The sequence below is a fragment of the Paenibacillus sp. CCS19 genome (genome assembly GCF_033239625.1).
Taxonomy (GTDB): domain Bacteria; phylum Bacillota; class Bacilli; order Paenibacillales; family Paenibacillaceae; genus Paenibacillus_T.
In genome coordinates, this window is record NZ_BTCK01000002.1 from 126,049 (window position 1) to 149,194 (window position 23,146).

Genomic DNA, 23,146 nt, shown 5'->3' on the forward strand with positions numbered 1-23,146 from the left:
AGCGATTTCTCACTATGATAGGTTCGAACCAATCGAATCCAAATATTGGGGAGGTCTATTCTTCATGGCACGATTCAGGACATGGCTGGCTTGTCTGATGGCGGTGATGCTGCTGTTAGGTTCACTGACGGCATATGCGGAGAGCAGCACGACAGATGACTCGGCGACGGGCAGCGATGGTGGTGCGGCGATTGCTGCATTGGCTTCGCCTTCAGGATCGGGGCAAACCGAGTTCGTTCGCATTAAGAACAAATGGCAGAGCAACTATTTGTACGAATCATCCGATGGCATCGTTCGATACGGTTTTACGGCAGTTAGCGACCAATCATCGCAGTGGCGAATCGTCGATGAGAACGGCAAGAAGCGGATTCAGAACCGCAAGACGGGACATTATCTGACGATTGCCGAGGTTGCGAAGCGAAGAGACGCGCTGACGAGCCGCGATACTGCAGCGACCACGGCCAGCGATCAATGGTATATCGAGGAGGCAAGCCGCCCCGGCTACGTGCTGATCAAGAGCGCGACGGTCGATTCTTCGGTCAACCTCGTTATCCACGAAGAGGATCAACTGGGGTATGCGGAAGCGAGCAGCGACATCAACGTGACGTTCGAGAGTCCGCAGTGGAAGCTGGAGCAGGTCGCAGCTGTGGAGCCGGTTCGGATCATTAACGAGGAGAGGGCCGGACAAGCGCTGTACGTGAAGAAGAATCCAGACAAGGACCGCGCAGCGGACGTCGTGGCATTCGGCAAGGTGGATGCCAATGATCCTAGCTCGCAATGGTATGTGGAGCCGGGCAGCAAGGGGAACTATCTGCTGAAAAACCGTGCGACGGGACAATATATCGTCCAGTTCGACGGGGGTGATTATTGGCGCGCGATCGAGCTGGGCGATTCTTCCGATCCGCTGAAGCTGGAGTGGAGCATGACGCCTTCCGTCAACCTGGCGGATACGCCGGTTGCCGGCTATGTGACGATCGCGAGTGCATTCAACGGCGCTTACGTATTGAATACGCAGTTCCCGACCGACAGCTATGCGCGTTCGAACGACTGGTCCAATGCCAAGCTTGCGAATGCGCATTGGCGGATCGTTCCTGCTGCCGATACGAAGCCTGTGAGGATCGTTAATTTTACAACGAGCATTGTGGGTACGGATTATCTGTATGAGGAAGGCGGCGTCGTGAAGCATGGCGCGCTGGGCGCGGCTAACGCCGACAACCTCAACTATCAATGGTATGTCGAAGACTATAACGGCACGAAGCGGATTCGCAATGCGGAGACGGGCCATTACGCACTAGCTGGCGATCCGCTCGCGACGGGAGATAGCGCGGCCGCCTCTGCTTCGAGTGGACAATGGCAGATCGCAGCGTCGCTGCAATACGACGACTATGTCTCGATCGGAAGCGCAGCCGGCGGTTATTTGAACGTCGATGCGTCCGTCGATACGGCACGTGCGAGCGCAGTCGATCCGAATTCGGATGGCGCGCAGTGGCTGCTCGAGGATCCGGCGGTCAAGACCGATGGCTCGGTGCAGTACATTCGCATTCAGAATGAATGGCAGCCGTTCGTGCTGTACGAAGATATGCAGGGTAATTTGAAATACGGCAATGCCCGCTTGGATCAACGCGACCAATGGGTGGTCGAGAAGTTCAGCGGCCGCAAACGGATCAAGAACCGTGCGACGGGGCACTACATCAACCTGCAGTCGATGAAGGACGGCCATATTCAAGTGACCGATGTCCAGGACGACTGGCGGAGCGCGATCTGGATCATCGAGACGGTGAGCGGGGGCTCCAAGCTCATTCACAGCGTGAACGATCCGAGCTCCGGCGGGGAGACAGACCGTCTGATCAACCTGCAGAACTTGACCAAATATGCCGAGTACGCGGTCATTAACCGCAACTGGGGCAGTCCGAAGTGGAAGTTCATCAACGTCGTGGACGACCGGCCGACGAACATTCGTCTCGTGAACAAGGCGGGCCAATCGCTGTATGAAGAAGTGTCAGCGAGCGATCCGACGCAGGGCGCGGTGAAATACGGCGACCGCGATGCTTCGGATGATTCTTCCGTTTGGTTCATCGAGGATGCAGGCGACAATGCGATCCGGTTGAAAAATACGGCGACGGGCCACTATGCAGCGATGGAAAACGTCGGCGCCGACGTTTCACTCGACGACCCGCCGCAGCCGCTGCAGACTCTCGAAACGATCTACCCGACGTGGGGAAGCGCGAAGTGGTTCATGGATACGACGCAGGAAGCGGGCTACATCGCCCTGCGCAGCGCTTGGGCCCAGCATTATATTAAGGCTGCCGATCCGGACAGCGTCGCGAAAGTGAGCAAGACGGTGAAGGCGGGTGACGGTACGATAGCCGACTCGGCGTTGTTCAGCGCAGTTCCGGTTACGCCGGCATCGCCGCCGGTTCCGACCGGTTATGTCCGCATCCGCAACGTGTTCAATCAGCAGGTGCTGTACGAAAACCAAGGCGGCGTTGTGCTCTACGGCAATGTGGACGCGTCCAACGGCTACTCGCATTGGCAGCTCGCGCAATTGCAAGACGGCAGCACGCGTCTGGTGAACCGCGTAACGGGTCATGTGATGGCGATGAGCGCCGATTACCGTTACATCGAGGCCGTACCTGCTTCTAGCAGCGCGGATTCGTCGACCTTATGGGCGATCGAACCGACGGCCGACGGAGCGAACGCCCTCATTCGGAGCCTGAACGGAAGCTACGACGACGAGTATATGAATGTGCAAAATAGTGCCGGCTACGCCGAGCGCGGATTGTATCCGTCCAACTTCGGCTCGCTGCAATGGCACTTCGAAACGGCGCCTGACGACTACGACGCGCCGTCCGTCGACGCTGCTCGCAATGATGCGACGAGTACGCCGGCGCTCCCGTCGCGCAATATCGTGCACATTGCCGTTCCGGCGGCGGGTTCGACCGCTGCGCGTTACTTGAGCGAAACGAACGGTGCAATCTCGCTGAGCGAGGACGGCTCTGGTGCGGGTACGCAATGGCGCACGTATGACTACAACGGCCGCCAATTGCTGCAGAACACGGCGAGCGGACATCTGCTGTCGCTTGGTGATAACGGTTCGCTGGCTGTTACAGCCTTCAGTAACGCTGTCGATGTAAACACGCAATGGACGATCGATGAGACGGTCGGTTATAGGACGATTCGCAGCGCTATCGAAGGAAATCCAGTTCTGACGCATACAAGCGGCGATGCGGGGGCGGAGGCGAATGCTGACCTTGACGATGCTCGATGGGTATTCCAGCTGGTTCGCGCAGACATTGCTTATGAAGCAGAGAATGCTTTCTTAGGCGGAGGCGTCCAGCTGTCGCAATCGACTTCAGGTTTTACAGGAACGAGTTATGTTGAAGGTTTATCGGTGGGAGGCGCGAAGCTGGCGTTCGCCATCAACGCACCAGAAGCAGATGCGTATCAGGCAGCGCTTCGCTACAAGGCAAGCGGTGCGAATGCCAAGTTGAACGTTTACGTGAACGGTCTGTTGTCGCAGCCGATCACGCTGCCAGCTTCGGCGGACTGGACGTACGCTGTCTTGAATCTTGAGCTGCGTGCAGGAATTAACAATGTCACCGTACAATTCGATGCCGACAGCAGCAGCGGCAATGCGCTGATCGATTCGCTGACCGTGAAGAACAGCACGGCGCCGAATGACCGAGGCGCAACGGTGCCTTACATCACTTATGAAGCCGAGAATGGCGTGACGAATGGGACGAAGCTCGGACCTTCCCGCGCTTACAAGGATGTCGCGTCGGAGGCATCTGGCCGTGAAGCAGTCCGCCTGGACGCAACCGGACAGTATGTGGAATTCACGACGACGCAAGCAATCAATTCGATCGTCGTTCGGTTCTCGATGCCGGACAGCAGCACGGGTACGGGAATGGATGCAACGCTCGGCTTGTACGTGAACGGCGAATTCCGCCAGAAGCTGAGTCTGAACTCCAACCATGCTTGGGAGTACGGCAGCTATCCTTGGTCCAACGATCCGAACCAAGGCGGCGCTCACCGATTCTTCGATGAGGCGCATGCGCTGATCGGGGATGTGCCGGCTGGCGCGACGATCCGACTGGAGAAGGATGCCGACAGCGCCGCAGACTATTACGTCATCGACCTTGCGGAGCTGGAACAAGTGGCGGCACCGCTTGCAATGCCGGACGGCTTCGTATCGCTAGCCGACTACGGCGCGGTGCCGAATGACGGCGCGGACGATACGTCGGCTTTCCAAGAGGCACTTGCAGCGGCGCAGAAGGACGGCAATGGCCTATGGATTCCGGAAGGCGAATTCGAGCTTCGCGGCGATCAGATCTTGCTCGGAAGTCATGTCACGATTCGCGGAGCAGGCATGTGGTACACCCAATTGACGGGCGCCCGATTCATGGGCAAGGGCAGTGATATTGAGGTGTACGATTTGCTCATTGACGGTGATCTCAACATTCGCGACGACGAAGCGCATACGCATGCTTTTGAAGGTGCATTCGGTCCAGGTTCCGTCATCCAGAACGTATGGATCGAACATTCCAAGACAGGCTTGTGGCTCACGAAGCTGAAGGACAGCGACGACTACACAGATGGCCTCTATATGGTTGGTCTGCGTATTCGCAACCTGATGGCGGACGGCATCAACTTCTGCGTCGGCACAAGCAACAGCATGATGGAGCAGACCGACATTCGTTATCCGGGCGATGACGGCATCGCGATGTGGTCCGCAGAAGGACGCGCCAGCATCAACAACACCGCGCGTTTCAATACGGTTGCGCTGCCATGGCTGGCGGACAACATCGTCGTCTTCGGCGGAACGGACAATAAGATTCAAGACAACATCGCGAAGGATACGATTACGAACGGTGCGGGCATCGCGGTATCGACGCGGTTCAACCCGGTTCCTTTCGCCGGCACGACGATCGTGGAACGCAATACGCTCATCCGCACTGGCAGCTATGATACGGGGTATCTGACTGATCTCGGTGCGATCTGGGTATTCGCGAGCGAGAAGGACTTGAACGGCAAAGTTATGATTCGGAACAACGTCGCGCTCGACAGCACGTATTTGGGCCTGACGGTACAAGGGATTTACGGCGTTGATAACGTTACGTTGGAGAACTTGGTCATCGATGGGGTCGGCACCAAAGGCGTCGACGTCGCCAGCAGCGTTCGAGGCAAGCTGACAATCGACAATGTCATCGTCCGCAACAGCCGAATCGCGGACGTGGCGAACAACTCGTCCAGCTTCCAGCTGCAAGAAGTGAATGAAGGCTTCGCTTCGATGGTGAAGCCGTTCTCGGTGAAGGCGGCTGATGGTACGACGGGACGCTTCAGCCTGACGGCTGGCACCGCACTGCCGGTTCAAGTATTCAATAGCAGCGGCAACGATGTAACGACGCAGGCGCAGCTAACCATCAGCAACGGCTCGAATGCGGCTGTAATAGCGGGCAGCGGTAAAGCGATTGTAGGGCTTGCGGCAGGCGAAGCGATTGTTACGGTTACTTACAATGGAGCGGTTCGTGCTTATTCAGTCGCTGTTGCACCTTCGACGAATAGCGGCAATGGCGGAGGCGTCATCAGTCCAGGAGGCAACGGCGGTACAGGATCGACGGGCGAAGGAGGCTCGGAAGGTGTCGTTGCCAGCGGCAGCGCGGCTGACAACGATGCAAGACTAGCGGAGATGACAGGCGGCACGATTACGTTCGACGTTGGTTCATCGCATGCAGCGGGTCAAGCGTCGTTTACCGTGAAAGGGCTTCAAGCCGCGATATTAGCCCATCCTGACGGTACGATCATCGTTCAGAACGGCGACATATCCTACAAGCTGCCACTGTCTATCCTTGCAGAGCTATTGAAAGGAAAACCCGTTCCTTCGGACGCAGTCATTACATTCGTCGTCAAACCGCTTGATGAAGCGGCAGCGAAGAAGCTGGCAGAGCAGGCGAAGAAGCAAGGTCTCGATCTCAAGGGAGCGCTGGTCGACTTCGGCATCACGCTCCAAGCGAATGGCAAGACGACAGCTATTTCCAGCTTCGGCAGCACTTATGTCACGCGTATGCTTGTGATAGACGGCACGCTTGATCCGAAGACGGCAACGGCACTCGTCTACAATGAAGCGGCAGGCGCATTCCAATACGTGCCGGCAACCTTCGCGTCGTCCGGCGGCAAGACGACGATGACGATCATGAGCATGGGCAACAGCATCTACGGCGTGGCGGTTCACCCTGTTACCTTCGAGGATGTATCGGCGCACTGGGCGAAAGACTGGATCGAGCCGCTCGCATCCAAATTGATCGTCAAAGGCGTTTCAGCCTCCTCCTTCGCGCCTAATCGCTCTATTACAAGAGCGGAATTCGCCGCGCTGCTTGTCCGCGCGCTTGGCTTGCGGGAGCAATCCGGCGGCGCGAGCTTCTCGGATATAGCCGCGAACGCATGGTACGCGCAAGACGTCCGCACGGCTTCGCAGTTCGGACTTGTGCAAGGGATGACGGACGGCAAGTTCCATCCAGGCGATTCGATAACGCGCGAGCAGATGGCGGTCATGCTTGCCAAGGCGATCGCGATCGTGAAAGGCGAGCAATCGAGTGAAGTTACAGAGGCAGCGCCATCCAGCTTTACGGACGCTTCGAAGATTCACAGCTGGGCGGCAGATGCTGTCGCGTTGACGGTGCAACAGGGCATCATGCAGGGCAACCCTTCCGGCGAGTTTGCGCCTCAGAATCTCGCAACTCGCGCGGAAGCGGCCGTCGTCATTGGCCGGCTTCTTCAATCGGCAGGGCTAATAGATTAGCAACCCTGAACGATCGATTCTATTTAAAGCTAGTACTTTCTTGGGCAGCCGGGCATCCGAATAGGATGCCCGGCTCAGGCTGTAGAGAAACCCCCTGTTTTTTAGAGGGCTGCGAATTACTCGGATTTTTTATTCAAAAAGTTGCTCTCAGATCGTTTTTAATCGATTTTTCATTCACGAGATGAGAGCCACCATATAAAAATAAAAGTGTCGAAAAGTCCGTTGGACTTTCTCGACACTCTGAGCCGGGCATCCGAATAGGATGCCCGGCTCTTTTTGTTACAATGAATCCATTAGCGTGAACGCTTTGGTAGGTTATCGAGAGGGCCCTCCACTTGCAAATGAGTATTGAAAACCTGCGAATGGTTGCGCACTCTGGAGAAAATCCCTTATATTCGAGGGACGGTTGCAGAAAGGCTTATTTGGCTCAAAATGCACCATTCCACGCTGTAAAGGTTGTGCCGGCGCTTATTAGCTCGAATGTGCCTATCAATCGGTCCAATTAACACGAATAGCCTCGCTGGCAAACGTTAGGCGCATGATACAGCCGATTCTCGCGGAATAACGACTGCGGCAACCGTTAGGCGTTAGGCTTGCTAATAGAGAGGGCATCTTGGATTTCTCCAAGATGCCCTTTTGTGCAGCTGCAACTGATTACTTCCCTTGGATACGATAAGCCCGCGGGGTTAGTCCTGTAATTTTCTTGAACGCATCATAGAAGTGCCGCATCCCTTGGAAGCCGCAAGCCAGAGCAATCGTCTCGACATTATCATCGGTCGTTAAGAGCAGCTCTTTGGCAATGATGATCCGTTTGGCATTTACGTATTCGATGACGTTCATGCCCGTTATTTGCTTAAACACTCTGGAGAAGTGACCGGGACTGATCTTGGCCTTCTCGGATAGCTCGGCGAGCCCGCCGCAGCGTACAGGATCATGATCGATGTCACGAAGGGCGTTGTGAATCCACTGGGGGACAAATCCCGATACGGCCGCAGAAGATTCCTTTATAAAAGGATGACGGCTCAAGTCCAGCAGGAGCCGCTGCAACTGCAGCTGCAGCGCATGGCGGTACCCATATTCTTGCGCTTTCAGTTCGCCTGCCATCGTATGAATGACAGCTTCGATCGTCTGCCGCAGGGGATCGGAGAGTTCAATCTTATACTGCTTCTTTCTTCGCGCTATATTGAAGCATCGAAGCGGATCATAGCCGTCGTCCAGCGAGTCGTTCTGGATAAGCGAAGGGGCGAAGAAAATAGCGGTCGAGACAATCGGATCATGCTCGGACGGATAGGCGCGATGCAGCGTGTTGCCTGGAATGATGAACAGATCGTCTTTGCCTTTCTCATACAAGGAGCCGTTGATGAAGAACATCCCGCTGCCCTCGTGTACGTAGACGATCTCATACATGTCGTGAAGATGGTCCGGCAGCTCTTTATCCGAATATCGAACGCCCTTGTAGACGAGCTCGAATGGGAAGTTCGGGTCTAAGTAAAAAGGTTTGCGAAAGGGCTGCACAACGTCCAACTCCTAACGGTATGAATATAGGTTCATTATATCAGAATAGGATACAAAATAATAGAAAACCGACATTTTCATTTCCTATTCCATGCATGAGAATGATAGTAAGAAGGCGCTTACTTTACATTTGGTACAGGGGGATGAAAGGGTGGAAACGAAAGAGACGAAGCTTCAGCAGCTGCGTGCAGATCGGTTGTCAGAAGAGCAGAAGCGGCAGTATGAGGACGTCATTGCAAGCCCGATTACGGTATTGCAGATTGGCGAAGGCAACTTCTTAAGAGGTTTCGCCGACTGGATGCTGCAGGTTAGCAGAGAGCGGGGGTTGTTCCAAGGCAGCGTTGCGGTTACCCAGCCGCGACCTTCCGGCAAACATAACATTGATCAGCTAGCTGCGCAGGATGGACTGTATACGTTAGTCGTTCGAGGGTTGGAAGACGGACAGCCGGTCGAACGTCAACATATCGTATCGGTATTCTCCAAAGTATTCGATCCTTATGAGAACTGGCAGGAATTCACGGCGCTAGCGGGCTGCGAGACATTGCGATTCGTCATCTCGAATACGACCGAAGCAGGGATTGCCTACAAGAAGGAGCCTTTAACGTACGGTCCGATCGCTTCTTATCCAGGCAAAATGGCTTACTTGTTATACGAACGGTATATCAAGTTTCAAGGCGCACTGGATAAAGGCATCATCTTCCTGCCATGCGAGCTGTTAGAGCGGAATGGCGACGCGCTGCGGGACAATATTGTGAGATACAGCCTCGATTGGGGCTACCCGGACGATTTTAGAAGATGGATAGCTTCGAGCTGCCGCTTCTTGAACTCGCTTGTCGATCGCATTGTGACCGGATACCCCGCTGAGGACCAGGCGGCGGAATGGTTCGAACAATGGTCGTATTCGGACCGGATGCTGACGACAGCGGAGCCTTATCATCTGTGGGCGATCGAAGGGGAAGAAGAGCTGGATGATCTGCTGCCGCTTAAGAAAGCGGGTCTGAACGTACACTGGACGAATGATCTGCGGCCTTATCAGCAGCGCAAGGTGCGCATCCTTAACGCCTCCCATACGTGGATGGCTCCACTCGGGATTTTGCACGGAGTCGGACATGTTCGAGAGCTGATCGAGCACCCGATACTTGGTCAACGCGTAAGAGCGATGGTGCGTGAAGAGATTATTCCGGCCATCCCTTATTCACCGGATGAAATGAGCGTGTATGCAGATACGGTGTTCGAGCGTTTCGCTAACCCGTTTATCCGCCATCGGCTAGAAGATATTGCAATGAACAGCTTGTCCAAGTTCAAAGTGCGTTTGCTGCCGACCTTAAACCATTATGCCGAGCTCGGCATGACGATTCCATTTGGGCTCGCGACTGGCTTGGCGGGATTGCTGCGATACTATCGGATTTCGCAGGCGAATGGTCAATACGAAGGGCGAAACTTGCAAGGTGAGCGGTATGTGGTCCGAGATAATGTCGAGCTGCTGCAACAGATCGCTGCAATATGGGCGAATGCCGAGCAGCAGGATCAAGATTTGAATACGACGGTGAAGCAGCTGCTCGCCCTGGAAGCCTTGTGGGAGCAAGATCTATCGAATTGGCCGGGCTTGGCTGATGCCATCTGTCAATGGTGGACGAAGACGGAAGGAGGAGAAGTCTGATGAAGCAGTGGGTACGGTTGGCGCCTAACGATCAAGTCATTATCGCACTCGATTCGTTATCGAGAGGACAAGAGCTGCAACTGGAGAACGGAGAATTGCTCACGTTAACAGAGGATGTTGCCCGCGGGCATAAGATTGCGACGAGCAAAGTGTCCGCTGGCAGCGATGTCCTCAAATTCGGCTATTCGATCGGCAAGGCTCGCGAAGAGATTACGGCAGGTTCATGGGTGCATACGCATAATCTGAGAACGGGCTTGGACGGCATTGTCGAGTATCAATACGAACCGCTGGAAGATTTAAACACTTCTACCCCTCCATCTTCGGTGGATGCGGGACGTACGTTTATGGGCTATGAGCGGCCTAACGGCGAGGTTGGCATTCGCAATGAGATTTGGATCATCAATACGGTAGGCTGCATCAATAAGTCTTGCGAGCTGCTTGCACGCGAAGGCAACCGTCAATATGCAGGGCAGGTGGACGGCATCTACCATTTCGCACATCCATTCGGATGCTCGCAGCTTGGAGATGATTTGGTTTATACGCAGAAGCTGCTGGCATCGCTTGTCCATCATCCGAATGCCGCCGGCGTATTAGTGGTAGGACTCGGCTGCGAGAATAACCAGATTGAATCGTTCAAATCGGTCATTGGAGACTATGATCCGCAGCGGATTAAATTTATGAAATCGCAAGAGACCGAAGACGAACAAGAGGAAGGGCTGGCGTTAATCGGCGAGCTAGTGGCGTACGCGCAGACCTTCACTGCCAAGCCGATCCCTGTGTCGAAGCTGAAGATCGGGTTAAAGTGCGGCGGTTCTGACGGCTTCTCGGGCATTACGGCGAATCCGCTAGTCGGCAGACTATCGGATCGGTTAATTGCTGCTGGGGGAACGTCCATCCTGACAGAAGTGCCCGAGATGTTCGGCGCGGAGACCATTCTGATGAATCGAGCATCCGACGAAGAGGTGTATGGTCAAATCGTCTCGCTCATCAACGATTTCAAGCAGTATTACGTTCGGCATAATCAGGTGATCTACGAGAACCCTTCGCCAGGCAACAAGTCGGGCGGCATCAGCACGCTTGAGGAGAAGTCGCTTGGATGTACGCAGAAGGGCGGCCATGCGGTCGTTACCGATGTGCTCCCTTACGGGGCAAGGGCAAAGAAGCATGGATTGAATTTGCTCGAGGCGCCAGGCAACGACTTGGTTTCGGTTACGGCACTAACGGCTGCTGGAGCGCATATCGTGTTCTTCACGACGGGAAGAGGAACGCCGTTCGGCGGGCCCGTTCCGACGGTTAAGATCGCAACGAATTCCGAACTCGCGCAGCGCAAACGGAACTGGATCGATTTCAATGCCGGCAAGCTGTTGGAAGGAACATCCATGGATGAGCTGGCTGACGAGCTGTGGGAGCATACGATTGCCATCGCATCTGGGGAGAAAGTGACTCATAACGAGAAGAATGGCTACAAAGAAATCGCAATCTTCAAGGATGGCGTCATCTTGTAAGCATACAACAGATGACTTGTATTAACCCTAACTCTGCCGGTTTAAGAGTTAGGGTTATTTCGCTATCTGATGATGTTGGGACAGGAGACGGGTCTTCTTACAGTTGGCCTGCGAAAATATCTGCTTGGATTTAATTGTAAATCCTACATCTTTTATGTATACTGATACCTAGATATCCGATACATAGATAAACGATGGCAAGGAGGGGTCCTAACAACATGAAAATCAACAAAGAACTGATGAAGGGCAGTACGGTTATCCTGATTCTGAAGCTTCTGGACAGCAAAGCCTTGTACGGTTACGAGATGACGAAGCTGATCGAGCAGAAGTCGGAAGGGCTGTTCACCTTCAAGGAAGGGACGCTGTACCCGATACTTCATACGCTTGAAGTGGAGCAGCTTGTCGAGTCCTATTGGGATGAAGAAGGCGGGCGCAAACGCAAATATTACCGGATTACGGACCAAGGGCGCCGAGAGCTTGGCCTCAAGCAGCAGGAATGGTCGCTGTTCAGCTCCACTGTGTCTAGAATCGTCGGGGAGGGTAGCGTATGAACCTGTCCCATGATGTAAACACACATCCTCTCGTTCAGGAATTCCTTGATCGCATCTGTAATAACGTCCGGGCATCGGCGGTGCATGATGACATTCGGTTGGAGATGCTGAATCATCTCGAGGAGCGCATCATCGAGGGAATGGACGCAGGGAAGACGGAGGAAGAAGCGATTGCTGCCGCGGTGGAACAGATGGGCGATCCGAACGTGTTAGGGAAGCAGCTTAATGCAGCGCATCGGCCGAAGCTGGCATGGGATGTTGTCGCTCTATTAGTCGGTATGATGATCATTGGCGGCATCACCTTGCTCTCCTTGTACAGTGCCATGGATGAAGGCAGAATACAGATTATCCGCAAAATAACGTTCGCAGCAGTCGGCATTGCCGCTATGGGTGTGTTGTATTTCGTTGATTATCGAAGGCTGCTGAAGTATTCGGGCCTTCTTTATGTTGGAGCCTTGCTCCTAATGGCCATTACCTTTCGGTATGGCATGGCTATAAACGGAGTGAAATATCTCTCCTTTGCAAGCTTTACTTGGAATGTCTATACAACGGCACCTTATCTATTGATCGTGGCCGCTGCAGGTTTACTATATCAGGAGAAGGCCCGCGCGCCTGTAGGGAATGAAATACAGCAGTTGCGTCAGTTCTGGAAGGATACCCTGATCTATATCATCGTGCCGTCGGGGTTCTTTATCGCGGCGCCTGCGATGGGTTCTCTATTTATTTATCTGATCAGTATTTCGGTTCTCTTGCTTATTAGAGGGAAATGGAAGTTGATCCTAGCAGGGGCCGGTACGATGGGCGGTTTGCTGCTAACTGCACTGCCAATATGGAAGGGAGATAAGCTGTTATTTACACTGGAGCGGCACATGGCATTCATCCACCCTACAGATCGAAATTCATACATGTTGAACCGTTCCATTGAAGCAATCCATGCCGGAGGCTGGTGGGGGCAGGGCTTCGGTGTACCAAGCGAACGATTGATTGGCATTAATAGCGAGATGACCTTCTCGTATTTGGTCTACAGCTTAGGCTGGGTGTTCGGTATAGCTTTGGCACTGCTCGCTTTATTGTTAATCATTCGGATAGCGAGAATGGGCATGCAAGTGAGAGACGGATATGCTAGAACTATCATTATCGGTCTAACCTCCGTATTCGCCGTACAATATGTGTGGACGTTATTAATGTGCATCGGATTGTTGCCGATTTTGGGGATTCAGCTGCCGATCGTTAATTGGTCGAGCTGGACGATATTCGAGCTGGGGGCGCTTGGACTGATGTTAGGTGCCTATCGGCGGAAAGATATGCTTGGATATGCTGTGTTGCTTCCAACGCAACGATCGATCTGAGTAAGCGATGATCGTTTGGCTAACGAACTACAGAGACACTATTTGGTTGAAAATGCACCTATGTTATCTCTAACGAACTCAGGTAACGCTATTGAGCTGGAAATCTCGATTTTGACACATCCAAGTATTGAATAGCGTTCGCTCAGTTCGTTATACGACAGTCTGCTCTCAGTTGATCGAATAGCGACTCTAGCGTTCGTTAGCGCAAAGTTGGCTTCTATACTTTTGTTTACAAGACTGCAGCTATGAAGAGTAGCTGTAGTTTTTTGTGTATGTGGAAGAACGAGAAGGACATTATTTGACGCTCAGTATCCAAGTTAAATTTTAGTCAGTATTAATACTTATGTTAATTATGTAATATATTGTTTAATTCATATTTCGTTGGTATACTGATAGCGTTTGGATATTCGTTGGTTATAAAGGGGCAAAGATCATGCAGATCAATCTAAATGGTAAGCCGTGTTTCCCTTCAATTCCTCGAAATAGTTTTCAGACCTGCACGGACGACATCATTGCCACGATTGCTGAACATGTCGGAAGAGATCACCGATTAATGTTTGCACAAACTTGGACTTTCGATTATGACGCCTCTGACAGCGAGAAGAAGATCGCGGATCGATTCATCTTGTCGGATGCTCAAGCGAAGTGTTTGTACCAGTTGCTCGGGATGCAGATCGTCATGCATAACGGGCTTCAGCAGCATGAATTAATAGAATTGGTCGCAATCAACCTGGAACAGAACCTGCCGATTATCGCTAGGTTTGATTCCTATTATAATCCGTGGGATCAATTGTTCGGCAAGGAGCATAATGATCATTCGTGTTTAATAACCGGAATGGATTTGCAGGCGCGGACTTTTACGATATGCGATCCTTATTTCGGCAAACAGAATGAATGGGTACCAATCGAAGTGATCAAGCAAGCAGCAGACGGGCGTTACGGTAGTGTGATATTGCTGCCGATTGCCGACAATCCGGCTCCGCTGGAGCTTCTGTATACATCAGCCGAACGATTCCTACAAGAAAACGGGATGCTGCAGTTTGTTACGGACATGGAACGCGATTGGACGGACGATCTCTCTTTTATTTGGAGCAAAGTCTCAGAGGGCTTAACCTTCTGGCATACGAATTTCTATCGCGTGATCAAAACCCATATCATTCTGAATCGACACAAGTTCAAACAGTTCGTCCAATACTATATCGATCATGAAGGACATCATTTGGTTCTCCAGAGTATGACGGATCAGCTGGATCTCATTATTACCCATTGGGAAGCCGCGCTGAATACGTTGACCAAAGCGGCCATCACTTCGATGATCAGTCCTCGATTGAAAGATCATTTCATTGCGAAAGTGAAAGATATCGTTCAATTGGAATACAACCTTGCGCATATGATCGTCTCCAAATCGCTTGATACTAGCAGTCAATCGCAAGAAAAAGAAACAGAAACAGCAGCGAAAGCGGGGGAACTAACGGGTCATTGGCAGCACGTACAGCTCGATCTGTCCGAACATCTTAATAATCAGGGGTTTTCCTACGAGCTGTCCGCAGCTTGCGAGGCAGATATAACGGGGACCGGAGAGTATGTGTATGTAAACAGCGGCCAGCTGGAGTCCAGCACCTTCAACATCTCCACGATCGATAGCGATCGAATGGACAACATCTCCTGCATGGGGCAGGTCATTCCGATCGAGCCGACACGCTGCAAGGGAGTTGCGATATTGGGCTGCTCCGAATGGGGCGATAGCAGTGCGTTTCTCACCGTTATTCATCAAGATGGGACGGAAAAGCGGTACCCTTTTATCCTATCTGACATCGTAACTCAGCCGAATTATAACGAATCGATCGAGATGAAGCTGAGCTTGGTCAATAAAAATAAAGGCTTGAACGTAAGCGATGCCTATCTGTTCCGAGTTACGGTGTCCTTCGAGGGGGATGAAGTTGTCGACTCCATTCAATTGCCTATCTGCACGAACATGCATATCATTGCGATGAACATGTTGGTGTAGATTGATTAAAGTGAAATGTACGCATCCAGACGATACGGATCATGTAGATGATGCCAAGGAACCTCAGAGACGCTATTTGTTCGAAAATGCACCAACTGAAGCGCTAAAGAACTCAGTTGGCGCTATTGAGCGGCAAATCACATTTACGAGACGTTCCAGTGACGAATAGCGTTGGCTCAGTTCGTTACACGACTGACTTACCTCTGGAGAACAAATAGCGTTACTACAGTTCATTAGCGAGTACAGGTCAGGTTGAGTATTAGCATACGAGTCGCGAAGAAGCCGTAGTGGATTGCTAAAGGACCAGAGAGTCGCTATTGTGTGTAAAATGAACCATCGGGGCGCTAATGGACTCAGACGACGCTATTAGGCAGCGAATCGACGATTTGAGCCGACGCAGTGCCAAATAGCGACCGCTAAGTCCGTTGTGTGACGGATCGACTATCAAAGAACCAATAGCGTCACTATAGTCCGTTAGCGAAAAAAGAGTTCAGCGTTGGACGAGTGCGGCGATTGAGCAGAAGGTAGCGCACGGATTACAGTAACTCCACATTATGAGCTCTCCCCATCGGGAGAGTTTTTTTTCTGCTGCCCTCTTCCATTCCCACCCTCTCCGCCATCTCCCCAGCAACAAGTCAAATTTGTCGCATAAGAGATCAAAATACCGTCATCGGGCATACCCGCCCGTTCCCTATAATGAAATCAACTTACTCAATTGAATTCGAGGTGTTCGTTATGGAGACTCCAACCCAGGTTGCCGTGAAGGGTGGGCTTGAGAGGCGCAAGAAAGGATGGTCGCTGTCCAGCGGCGAGAACCTGTCCGGCTGGCTGTTCGTCAGTCCGATGCTGATCGGCGTGTGCGTGCTCGTCCTGCTGCCGATTATAGCTACGATCGTGCTGAGCTTCGCCGATTGGAATTTTGTACAGGGCTGGGATGGGATCGACTGGGTCGGCATCGGCAACTTCAAGAAGCTGCTCCACGATGACCAATTCCTCCGCTCGGTTCGCAACAACTTCCTGTTCCTGCTGACCGTGCCGATCTATATGATCATCTCGATGGTGCTGGCGGTGCTGATCGACCGTCATGTGTACTTGAAGAGCTACTTTAAAGTCGCTTACTTCATGCCTTACATCTCGAGCATCGTAGCCGTTGCGGTCGTATGGCAGGTGTTGTTCCAGCCATCGTATGGCCCGATCAACGAAATGCTGAAAGCAATCGGCATCAGCAAACCGCCGATGTGGATCGCCGATCCCAACTATGCGCTCATCTCGATCATGATGATCGTCGTCTGGACTTCGATCGGCTTTAACATGATCATCTACATTGCCGGTCTTCAGTCGATTCCGAGGGATCTGTATGAAGCGGCCGACATCGACGGGGCCGATGGCTGGACCAAATTCCGCCGCATTACGTTCCCGCTGCTATCGCCGACATCGTTCTTCCTGCTCGTTACAGGTGTGATCGCTACGTTCAAAGTATTCGACATCATCGCCGTTATGACGCAAGGCGGGCCGATCGGCTCCACTTCGCTGATGGTCTGGTATTTGTACGATACGGCGTTCGTCAACCTGAAGGTCGGTTATGCCTCCTCCATCGCCGCTGTCCTGTTCCTGTTCGTGCTGCTCATTACGTTCGGACAATGGCTCGCGCAGAAACGATGGGTCAACTATTAATCCCAAATTGCCGAAGAAAGGAGCGAAAGCGGCCGTATGCCTACAACTATCGATAGGATCAGCTGGCGCAAGCTTATTCTGACCCTGCTCATGTTCGCCGTCAGTATTGTATTCCTGCTGCCATTCTTCTGGATGTTAGTCAGTTCCTTCAAGGTCGAGAAAGACGTATTCGTCTACCCGATCCAATGGATTCCGAAGGAATGGAACGCGATCGCCAACTACAAGGAAGTATGGTCAGGCGATTATCCGTTCTGGAAATACTATCTCAATTCGATCAAGGTCAGCGTGACGACAACCGTCATCTCAGCGCTCGTATCCGCACTTGCGGCCTACGGTTTCTCGAAGATCAACTTTAAAGGCCGCAATTACGTATTCCTGATCGTCCTCGCGACCTACATGGTGCCGAGCCAAGCGATTCTCATTCCTCAGTTCATCCTGTACCGTCAGATCGGCTTGTTCGACAGCCATCTAGGCCTTATTCTATTAGGAAGCTTCAGCGTGCTCGGCACGTTCATGCTGCGCCAGTTCTTCATGGGGGTGCATCAGGAATTCATCGAGTCTGCCAAAATGGACGGAGCGAATCACTTCCGCATCTTCTGGAGCATCGGCCTGCCGCTCGTGAAGCCAGCCGTTGCGACGTATGCGATTCTGCGATTCATCTGGACATGGAACGACTACCAGAATCCGCTTATCTTCATTCGCAGCGATAAGCTGTTCACGATTCCGCTCGCGGTGCAGAAGTTCACGTCGCTGAGCGGAGAATTCTACTCGCTGATCATGGCGGCAGCGGTATCGGCGATTCTGCCGCTGCTCATTATCTTCATCATCGGACAGAAGAGCGTCATCGAAGGCATCGCACTCGGCGGCGTCAAAGGTTAAATTCCACAAAACACTAAAAAGTCGAATTATTTGCAAATAAGTAAAAATACTTGCATCACGCGATGCGAGATGCTCCCTATAATCAAACCCGTAAGCGCTTATGAGTTAACAAACATAACCATGCGAAACATTTTACAATCGCAAAAAAACTTTAAGGGGGCTCACAAGATGAAGAAGATTTGGACGGCAGGCCTGGCAAGCGTCATGGTAGTAGGGTTGCTCGCAGGATGCGGCAGCGACAAAACCGACGATACGAAGACGACGACGGATACGAATGCCAGCACAGACGCGACCAGCAACACGAGCACAACGGACGACACGAAGAAAAACGATCCGGTCAATCTCAGGCTCTATACGTACGGCACCGAAGAAGCGTACAACTGGAAGAAGACGCTCGCGGCTTATCAAGATTCGCATCCAGGCGTGACGATCGAGCTCGTACAGCTCAGCGAAAAGGGCGATACGCAGGAAGCAACGAAGAAGCTTGATCTTGCTGCTGCCTCCTCCGAGCAGATCGACGTTCTCATGTTCAGTGACGCGGCTGCTTACGCACAACGCGTAGCACTCGGCATGGCGGCGCCGCTGGACGAATATATCGCCAAGGACGGCTACAAGGTTGAAGAAGATTACAAGGTAGACACGCACCTGAACGGCAAAGTGTATGCGCTGCCAGGCAAGTTTAATCCATGGTACGTTCTGCTGAACAAAGACCATCTGGATGAAGCGGGACTCGCAGTTCCAACGGATTGGACATGGGACGAGTACGCGGACTATGCGAAGAAGTTGACGAAGGGCGAAGGCGCAAGCAAGCGTTACGGCACTTACTTCCACGGCCCTCAGAATGGCGGATGGATGGAGTACTTGAAGCTGAAGATGGAGAACCAGCCGCAAGGCTCGGAATTCCTAAAGGCGGACGGCTCCTCCAACTTAGCGGATCCGAACTTCAAGGCAACGTTGGAGCTGCGGGTGAAGATGGAGAAGGAAGACAAGTCTTCCGTGCCTTACACGGATATGATTTCGCAGAAGCTTGCTTACCGCAACCAGTTCTTCAACCAATCGGCAAGCATGCTGACGATCGGTTCCTGGATGAACACGGAGATCGGCGGTACGGATAAAGTACCTCTTACGTTCCATGTGGCTGTAGCGCCGTTCCCTAAGAATAACGCGAGCGACCCGACGGGCCTGACGCCGGTAACGACAGATTATGTAGCCGTGTCGGATACGTCGAAGCATAAGGAAGAAGCCTACCAATTCGTTCGCTGGTACACAACGGAAGGTCAAGTGGTGCAAGGCAAGAACATTCCAGCGTGGAACGGCGTGAAGTCGGACCAAGTGGCAAGCATTATCGATACGATTCTGAGCGGTACGAAGAATCCGGAGCTCGTCGATAAAGCTTCACTCGTGGATACACTTGTCAAATCCAAAGCATCGCAGATTATCGCTCCTGCATCGTATCAAGCCGAAGTGTATAAAGCGATCAACGAGGAATATGAGAAGCTCATCCTCGAGAAGCAGGATATCGATACGACGGTTGCCAATTCGATTAAACGCGTTGACGAAATTATTGCCGCCAACAAAAAATAATCCGATATAATGGGTCAAAAGGGGACGGTACGCTAGTCCCCCTTTTGTTTTCTACAAGACGAGGGGGATGAAACATGTACCGGCAGCTCAGCGGTTCAACCTTCAAGACGGTACGTGCGAAGCTGTCGCTGGCTTCGATCGTCTGCATTCTCGTGCCGGCTCTGCTTACGATGCTGATCTATAACGGATTGACGAGGGACGCAGTCGAACAGCAGGCACGATCGAACAGCACGGACGCCATGCAGCTTGTCAGAGGATCGGTCAACAATCTGCTGCAAGGGATGCTCAATCTAGCGAACTATATTCAAGTCAACACCGATATCAACGGCACGCTGAAACGAATCGCAGACGGCTCGGAGTCTACCGCTGACCCGTACAACCGTTTTACGGCGACGAGCCGCATCATGCAGCAGTTGGAAGGGCTTACCTACATCGGAGAGAAAAGTTATATTACAATCATTCTGACGAACGGCACGACGTTCACGAATTATTCCAAGGATGAATTCGATCCGCTGCGATTCAAGCAGGAACCGTGGTTCCAACAGCTGGAAGGGTTAGCCGGCTTGCGTTCGTATTGGGTGGGGGCGACGCCCACGATATTCCCTTACGATCGATTCGATAATCCGTATCAGATCTCGGTTGCACGCACGTTGCGGCTCGAGAGCTCGAAGATTTATGGCTATGTCATCGTCACGATGATGGAGAGCAAGATCAGCAAGATTTTCCAAGGGCTGACAAGCGGGCAGGATGTTATGCTGGTGGATGGTCAAGGAACCATCATCTCCTCGTCAGATGGCGAGCGCATTAATACATTGTACCAATACCGCGATCTGCTCAGTCAAGACAGCTTAACGCCAGCCTCCCAGATTGTGCGGGACGGGAAGCGGAAGCTGCTCGTCACGACGTCGAAGCTGACGTTCAACGATTGGCATCTGGTTGCGGTGCAGCCTTATCAGAATGCGATTTTGAATATTAGCTCCATCTTCAGCCGGGTATTCACGTTCCAGATCGTATCCTTCTTCATTTTCCTTATCCTGCTATTAGTGCTTATGAGAGCGTTTACGAAGCCGTTAATTCGTCTAGGTCGAGTGGCATCAAGCGTGCAGCGGGGCAACTTGGAAGTTCGCTCCGGCGTGCGCGGACAGGATGAGATCGGAAGGCTTGGCTTCCTGTTCGACCAGATGTTGGACCGGATTAAAGATATGATTACCGAAGTATCCGTTACGCAGGCGCGCAAGCGCAAGGCGGAGCTGGCGATGCTGCAAGCGCAAATTAATCCGCATTTTCTGTTCAATGTGCTCAATTCGATTCGGATGAAAGTGATGCGCGGCGGCGACTCGGACAGCGCGAAGATGATCGCCTCCTTATCCAAGCTGCTGCGAATGACGATCAGCCGGGATGAGGACGCCATCACGCTGCATGAAGAGATCGAGCTGCTGACGCATTACGTGGACCTGATGAATTTGCGGCAAAAGGAGGAGGTTCGGCTTCAGCTCGAGGTGGATGCTTCAGCGTTCCATATCGAGGTGCCGAGATTCATTCTTCAGCCGCTCGTCGAGAACGCGCTCATTCACGGCTTGAATCGGAGCGCAGGCACGATTGTCGTGCGCACCGTTATGAAGGAGCGATTCCTAGAGTTGTCTGTAGAGGACAACGGGATTGGCATGGAGCCGGATGTACTGGCGAAGCTGTCATCGCAGCTTGCTGCCGCTTCGATCGTGATGGAGACGAAGGGGGAGCGGCCGAAGGGCGGCATGTCGGGCATCGGCGTTGTGAACGTAGCCGAGCGCATGCGCATTATGTTCGGCGATGCATTCGATATGACGGCAGCCAGCAGTCTTAATGAAGGAACGCGAATCATTATGCACATTCCGCTGCGGGAGGAGAGTAGACATCATGTATAAAGTCATGCTCGTAGATGATGATTACCCGGTATTGGAGCTGTTGTCCGAAGCCGTTGATTGGGCGTCCTTGGGCCTTACGCTCTGCAGCAAGCATGAGAACGGACTTGCCGCTTGGGAGCAGGCGCAGTCGGAGCCGCCCGATATTCTCGTCACCGATATCGGGATGCCGAAGATGGATGGGCTTACGCTGTCCGCTCATATGAAGGAGCTTAATCCATCCGTACGGATCGCGATCTTATCGTGTCACAGCGAGTTTCAATACGCGCAGCAGGCGATGCGGCTGAACGTTCAGGATTATCTGCTCAAGGATCTGCTGGAGCCCGAAGATCTGGAGAAATTGCTGGCGAAATTCAAGTCAGGTCTTGACGGCGAACGGCAATTGCAGCAAGAGCAGGTGCAGATGAAGCATCTCGTCAATGAAACGAGGGAGCTGCGCAAGGAGAAGTCGTTCCGCGACTTTATTCAGCAGCCGCTGCTGTCGACCGCCGATTGGCAGAAGACGTTCGGCGCATATGGCTTGTTCAGCCCCGGCGAACAGGTGCTTCCGGTCATCGGCTTCCTCGACAACTACGGTACGATTAAGCACCGGTTCGACTCGGATCAGACGCTGCATTTTGCCCTAAGCAATGTAATGGAAGAGATGATGGGCAGCCTGCCGCTGCGTACGGTGCATATCGGGTATACGAGCCGCCAGTCGCTGCTGCTGTTCGCGTTCAAGCCGGGCATTAAAACGAATGTGCACGATCAAGTGCAGCAAAGTCTGCGAATGATTAGCCGGACGCTCGAGCAGGTGTTGAAAATCAAGATGGCGTTCCTGATCGGCAGCGGCTGCGAGCATCCGGAGAAGCTGAAGCCGATGTTATGCGGATTGCTTGGCGCAGTGGAGCAGCGCTTCTATCTGTCGCCGGGCGAGATCGCTAGATGGCAGCCGATGCAGGTAAAGGGTGCAGGGCTGTTCACGTTATACGATCAAGCGAGCGCCGACATTCGCGAGCCGTTGATCGAGAAGGATGAGGCTAAGATGGTGGCGATCGCTTCCTCTTGGGAGAAGCGGATGCAGGAAGCGCGGTACCCATCGGAAGAAGTGCGGGATTGGGTGCTGAAGCTGCTCATCGACTTGCGGCTGAAGCTGCATGCGCTGTTGTACCAGCCTTCATCCTCATCGGCGGAGACGCTGCATAAAGAAATTGCCCAATTCGATACGCTGCTGGAGCTGTTCCAATGGCTGAAGGGGCAATTGCGTTCTTTCCTTCACACGCGGGAAGAGCTGGCGCCGGTAAGCAGACGCCGCGAAATAACGGAAGCGTATCAATACGTATCACTTAATCTCGGACAGCGCATCTCGCTGGAGGAAGTATCGGCGCATCTGCATATGAATCCGAGCTATTTCAGCCGCTTCTTCAAGAAGGAAACCGGGTATACGTTTATTGAATACGTCACCTGCAAGAAGATCGAGCGGGCGAAAGAGCTGCTCGACCAGACGAATCGCCCAGTCAACGAGATCTGCGAGATGCTGGGCTACGACAACCAGAGCTATTTCATCAAGACCTTCAAGAATCAAGTTGGCGTGACGCCGACGGAATATCGTGGTTGACACCGAATCTTGCCGTGATGTGAGATACGGCAAGATTCGGTAATGCTTCGGTGTCCCGTAATAAGTGATGCGGGATGCTTCGGTAATGCTGCGGAGTTTCGTGATATGAGATACGGCAAGATTC

12 protein-coding genes are annotated in these 23,146 nt (G+C 52.7%); 11 read left to right on the forward strand and 1 reads right to left on the reverse strand.

Features of this window, described 5'->3' with window-relative positions:
* Window positions 1–64: 64 nt before the first annotated feature.
* Window positions 65–6,799 (forward strand): S-layer homology domain-containing protein, encoded by a 6,735-nt coding sequence (locus tag SBI19_RS02710; protein ID WP_317964685.1) that lies wholly within the window; start codon window positions 65–67, stop codon window positions 6,797–6,799.
* Window positions 6,800–7,453: 654 nt separating this feature from the next.
* Here SBI19_RS02710 and SBI19_RS02715 read toward each other — a convergent pair.
* Complete coding sequence (locus tag SBI19_RS02715) at window positions 7,454–8,314, reverse strand: helix-turn-helix transcriptional regulator (RefSeq protein ID WP_317964687.1); 861 nt, start codon at window positions 8,312–8,314, stop codon at window positions 7,454–7,456.
* A gap of 151 nt (window positions 8,315–8,465) precedes the next feature.
* Here SBI19_RS02715 and SBI19_RS02720 point away from each other — a divergent pair, with 151 nt between their 5' ends.
* The 10 genes from SBI19_RS02720 to SBI19_RS02765 all read left to right on the forward strand — a co-directional run bounded on the left by SBI19_RS02720 (window position 8,466) and on the right by SBI19_RS02765 (window position 23,022).
* Window positions 8,466–9,974, forward strand: a complete 1,509-nt coding sequence (locus SBI19_RS02720) for a tagaturonate reductase (protein ID WP_317964689.1) — start codon at window positions 8,466–8,468, stop codon at window positions 9,972–9,974.
* The gene (locus tag SBI19_RS02725) at window positions 9,974–11,479 is read left to right on the forward strand and encodes a UxaA family hydrolase (protein ID WP_317964691.1); all 1,506 of its coding nucleotides are present in this window, start codon (window positions 9,974–9,976) and stop codon (window positions 11,477–11,479) included. The genes SBI19_RS02720 and SBI19_RS02725 overlap by 1 nt, the downstream gene beginning before the upstream one ends.
* Before the next feature lie 218 nt (window positions 11,480–11,697).
* Entirely contained in the window at window positions 11,698–12,030 is a 333-nt protein-coding gene (locus SBI19_RS02730; RefSeq protein WP_317964693.1) for a PadR family transcriptional regulator, read from the forward strand.
* A complete protein-coding gene (locus SBI19_RS02735) occupies window positions 12,027–13,379 on the forward strand; it encodes an FtsW/RodA/SpoVE family cell cycle protein (RefSeq protein ID WP_317964695.1) in 1,353 nt (450 codons plus the stop codon). Before SBI19_RS02730 ends, SBI19_RS02735 begins: the two co-directional genes overlap by 4 nt.
* A 553-nt stretch (window positions 13,380–13,932) precedes the next feature.
* Window positions 13,933–15,387, forward strand: coding sequence for a cysteine peptidase family C39 domain-containing protein (locus tag SBI19_RS02740; RefSeq protein ID WP_317964697.1), 1,455 nt, complete (start codon window positions 13,933–13,935; stop codon window positions 15,385–15,387).
* Window positions 15,388–16,122: 735 nt separating this feature from the next.
* Window positions 16,123–17,061: a carbohydrate ABC transporter permease gene (locus tag SBI19_RS02745; RefSeq protein WP_317964699.1), complete on the forward strand. Its 939-nt coding sequence runs from the start codon at window positions 16,123–16,125 to the stop codon at window positions 17,059–17,061.
* A 36-nt stretch (window positions 17,062–17,097) separates the two neighbouring features.
* Complete coding sequence (locus SBI19_RS02750) at window positions 17,098–17,940, forward strand: carbohydrate ABC transporter permease (RefSeq protein WP_317964701.1); 843 nt, start codon at window positions 17,098–17,100, stop codon at window positions 17,938–17,940.
* Window positions 17,941–18,108: 168 nt separating this feature from the next.
* Window positions 18,109–19,524 (forward strand): ABC transporter substrate-binding protein, encoded by a 1,416-nt coding sequence (locus SBI19_RS02755; protein WP_317964703.1) that lies wholly within the window; start codon window positions 18,109–18,111, stop codon window positions 19,522–19,524.
* A 74-nt stretch (window positions 19,525–19,598) separates the two neighbouring features.
* The gene (locus SBI19_RS02760; RefSeq protein WP_317964705.1) at window positions 19,599–21,428 is read left to right on the forward strand and encodes a cache domain-containing sensor histidine kinase; all 1,830 of its coding nucleotides are present in this window, start codon (window positions 19,599–19,601) and stop codon (window positions 21,426–21,428) included.
* Window positions 21,421–23,022 carry an AraC family transcriptional regulator gene (locus tag SBI19_RS02765; RefSeq protein WP_317964707.1) on the forward strand — a complete coding sequence of 534 codons (1,602 nt, stop codon included), beginning with the start codon at window positions 21,421–21,423 and terminating at the stop codon, window positions 23,020–23,022. Before SBI19_RS02760 ends, SBI19_RS02765 begins: the two co-directional genes overlap by 8 nt.
* Window positions 23,023–23,146 lie beyond the last annotated feature (124 nt).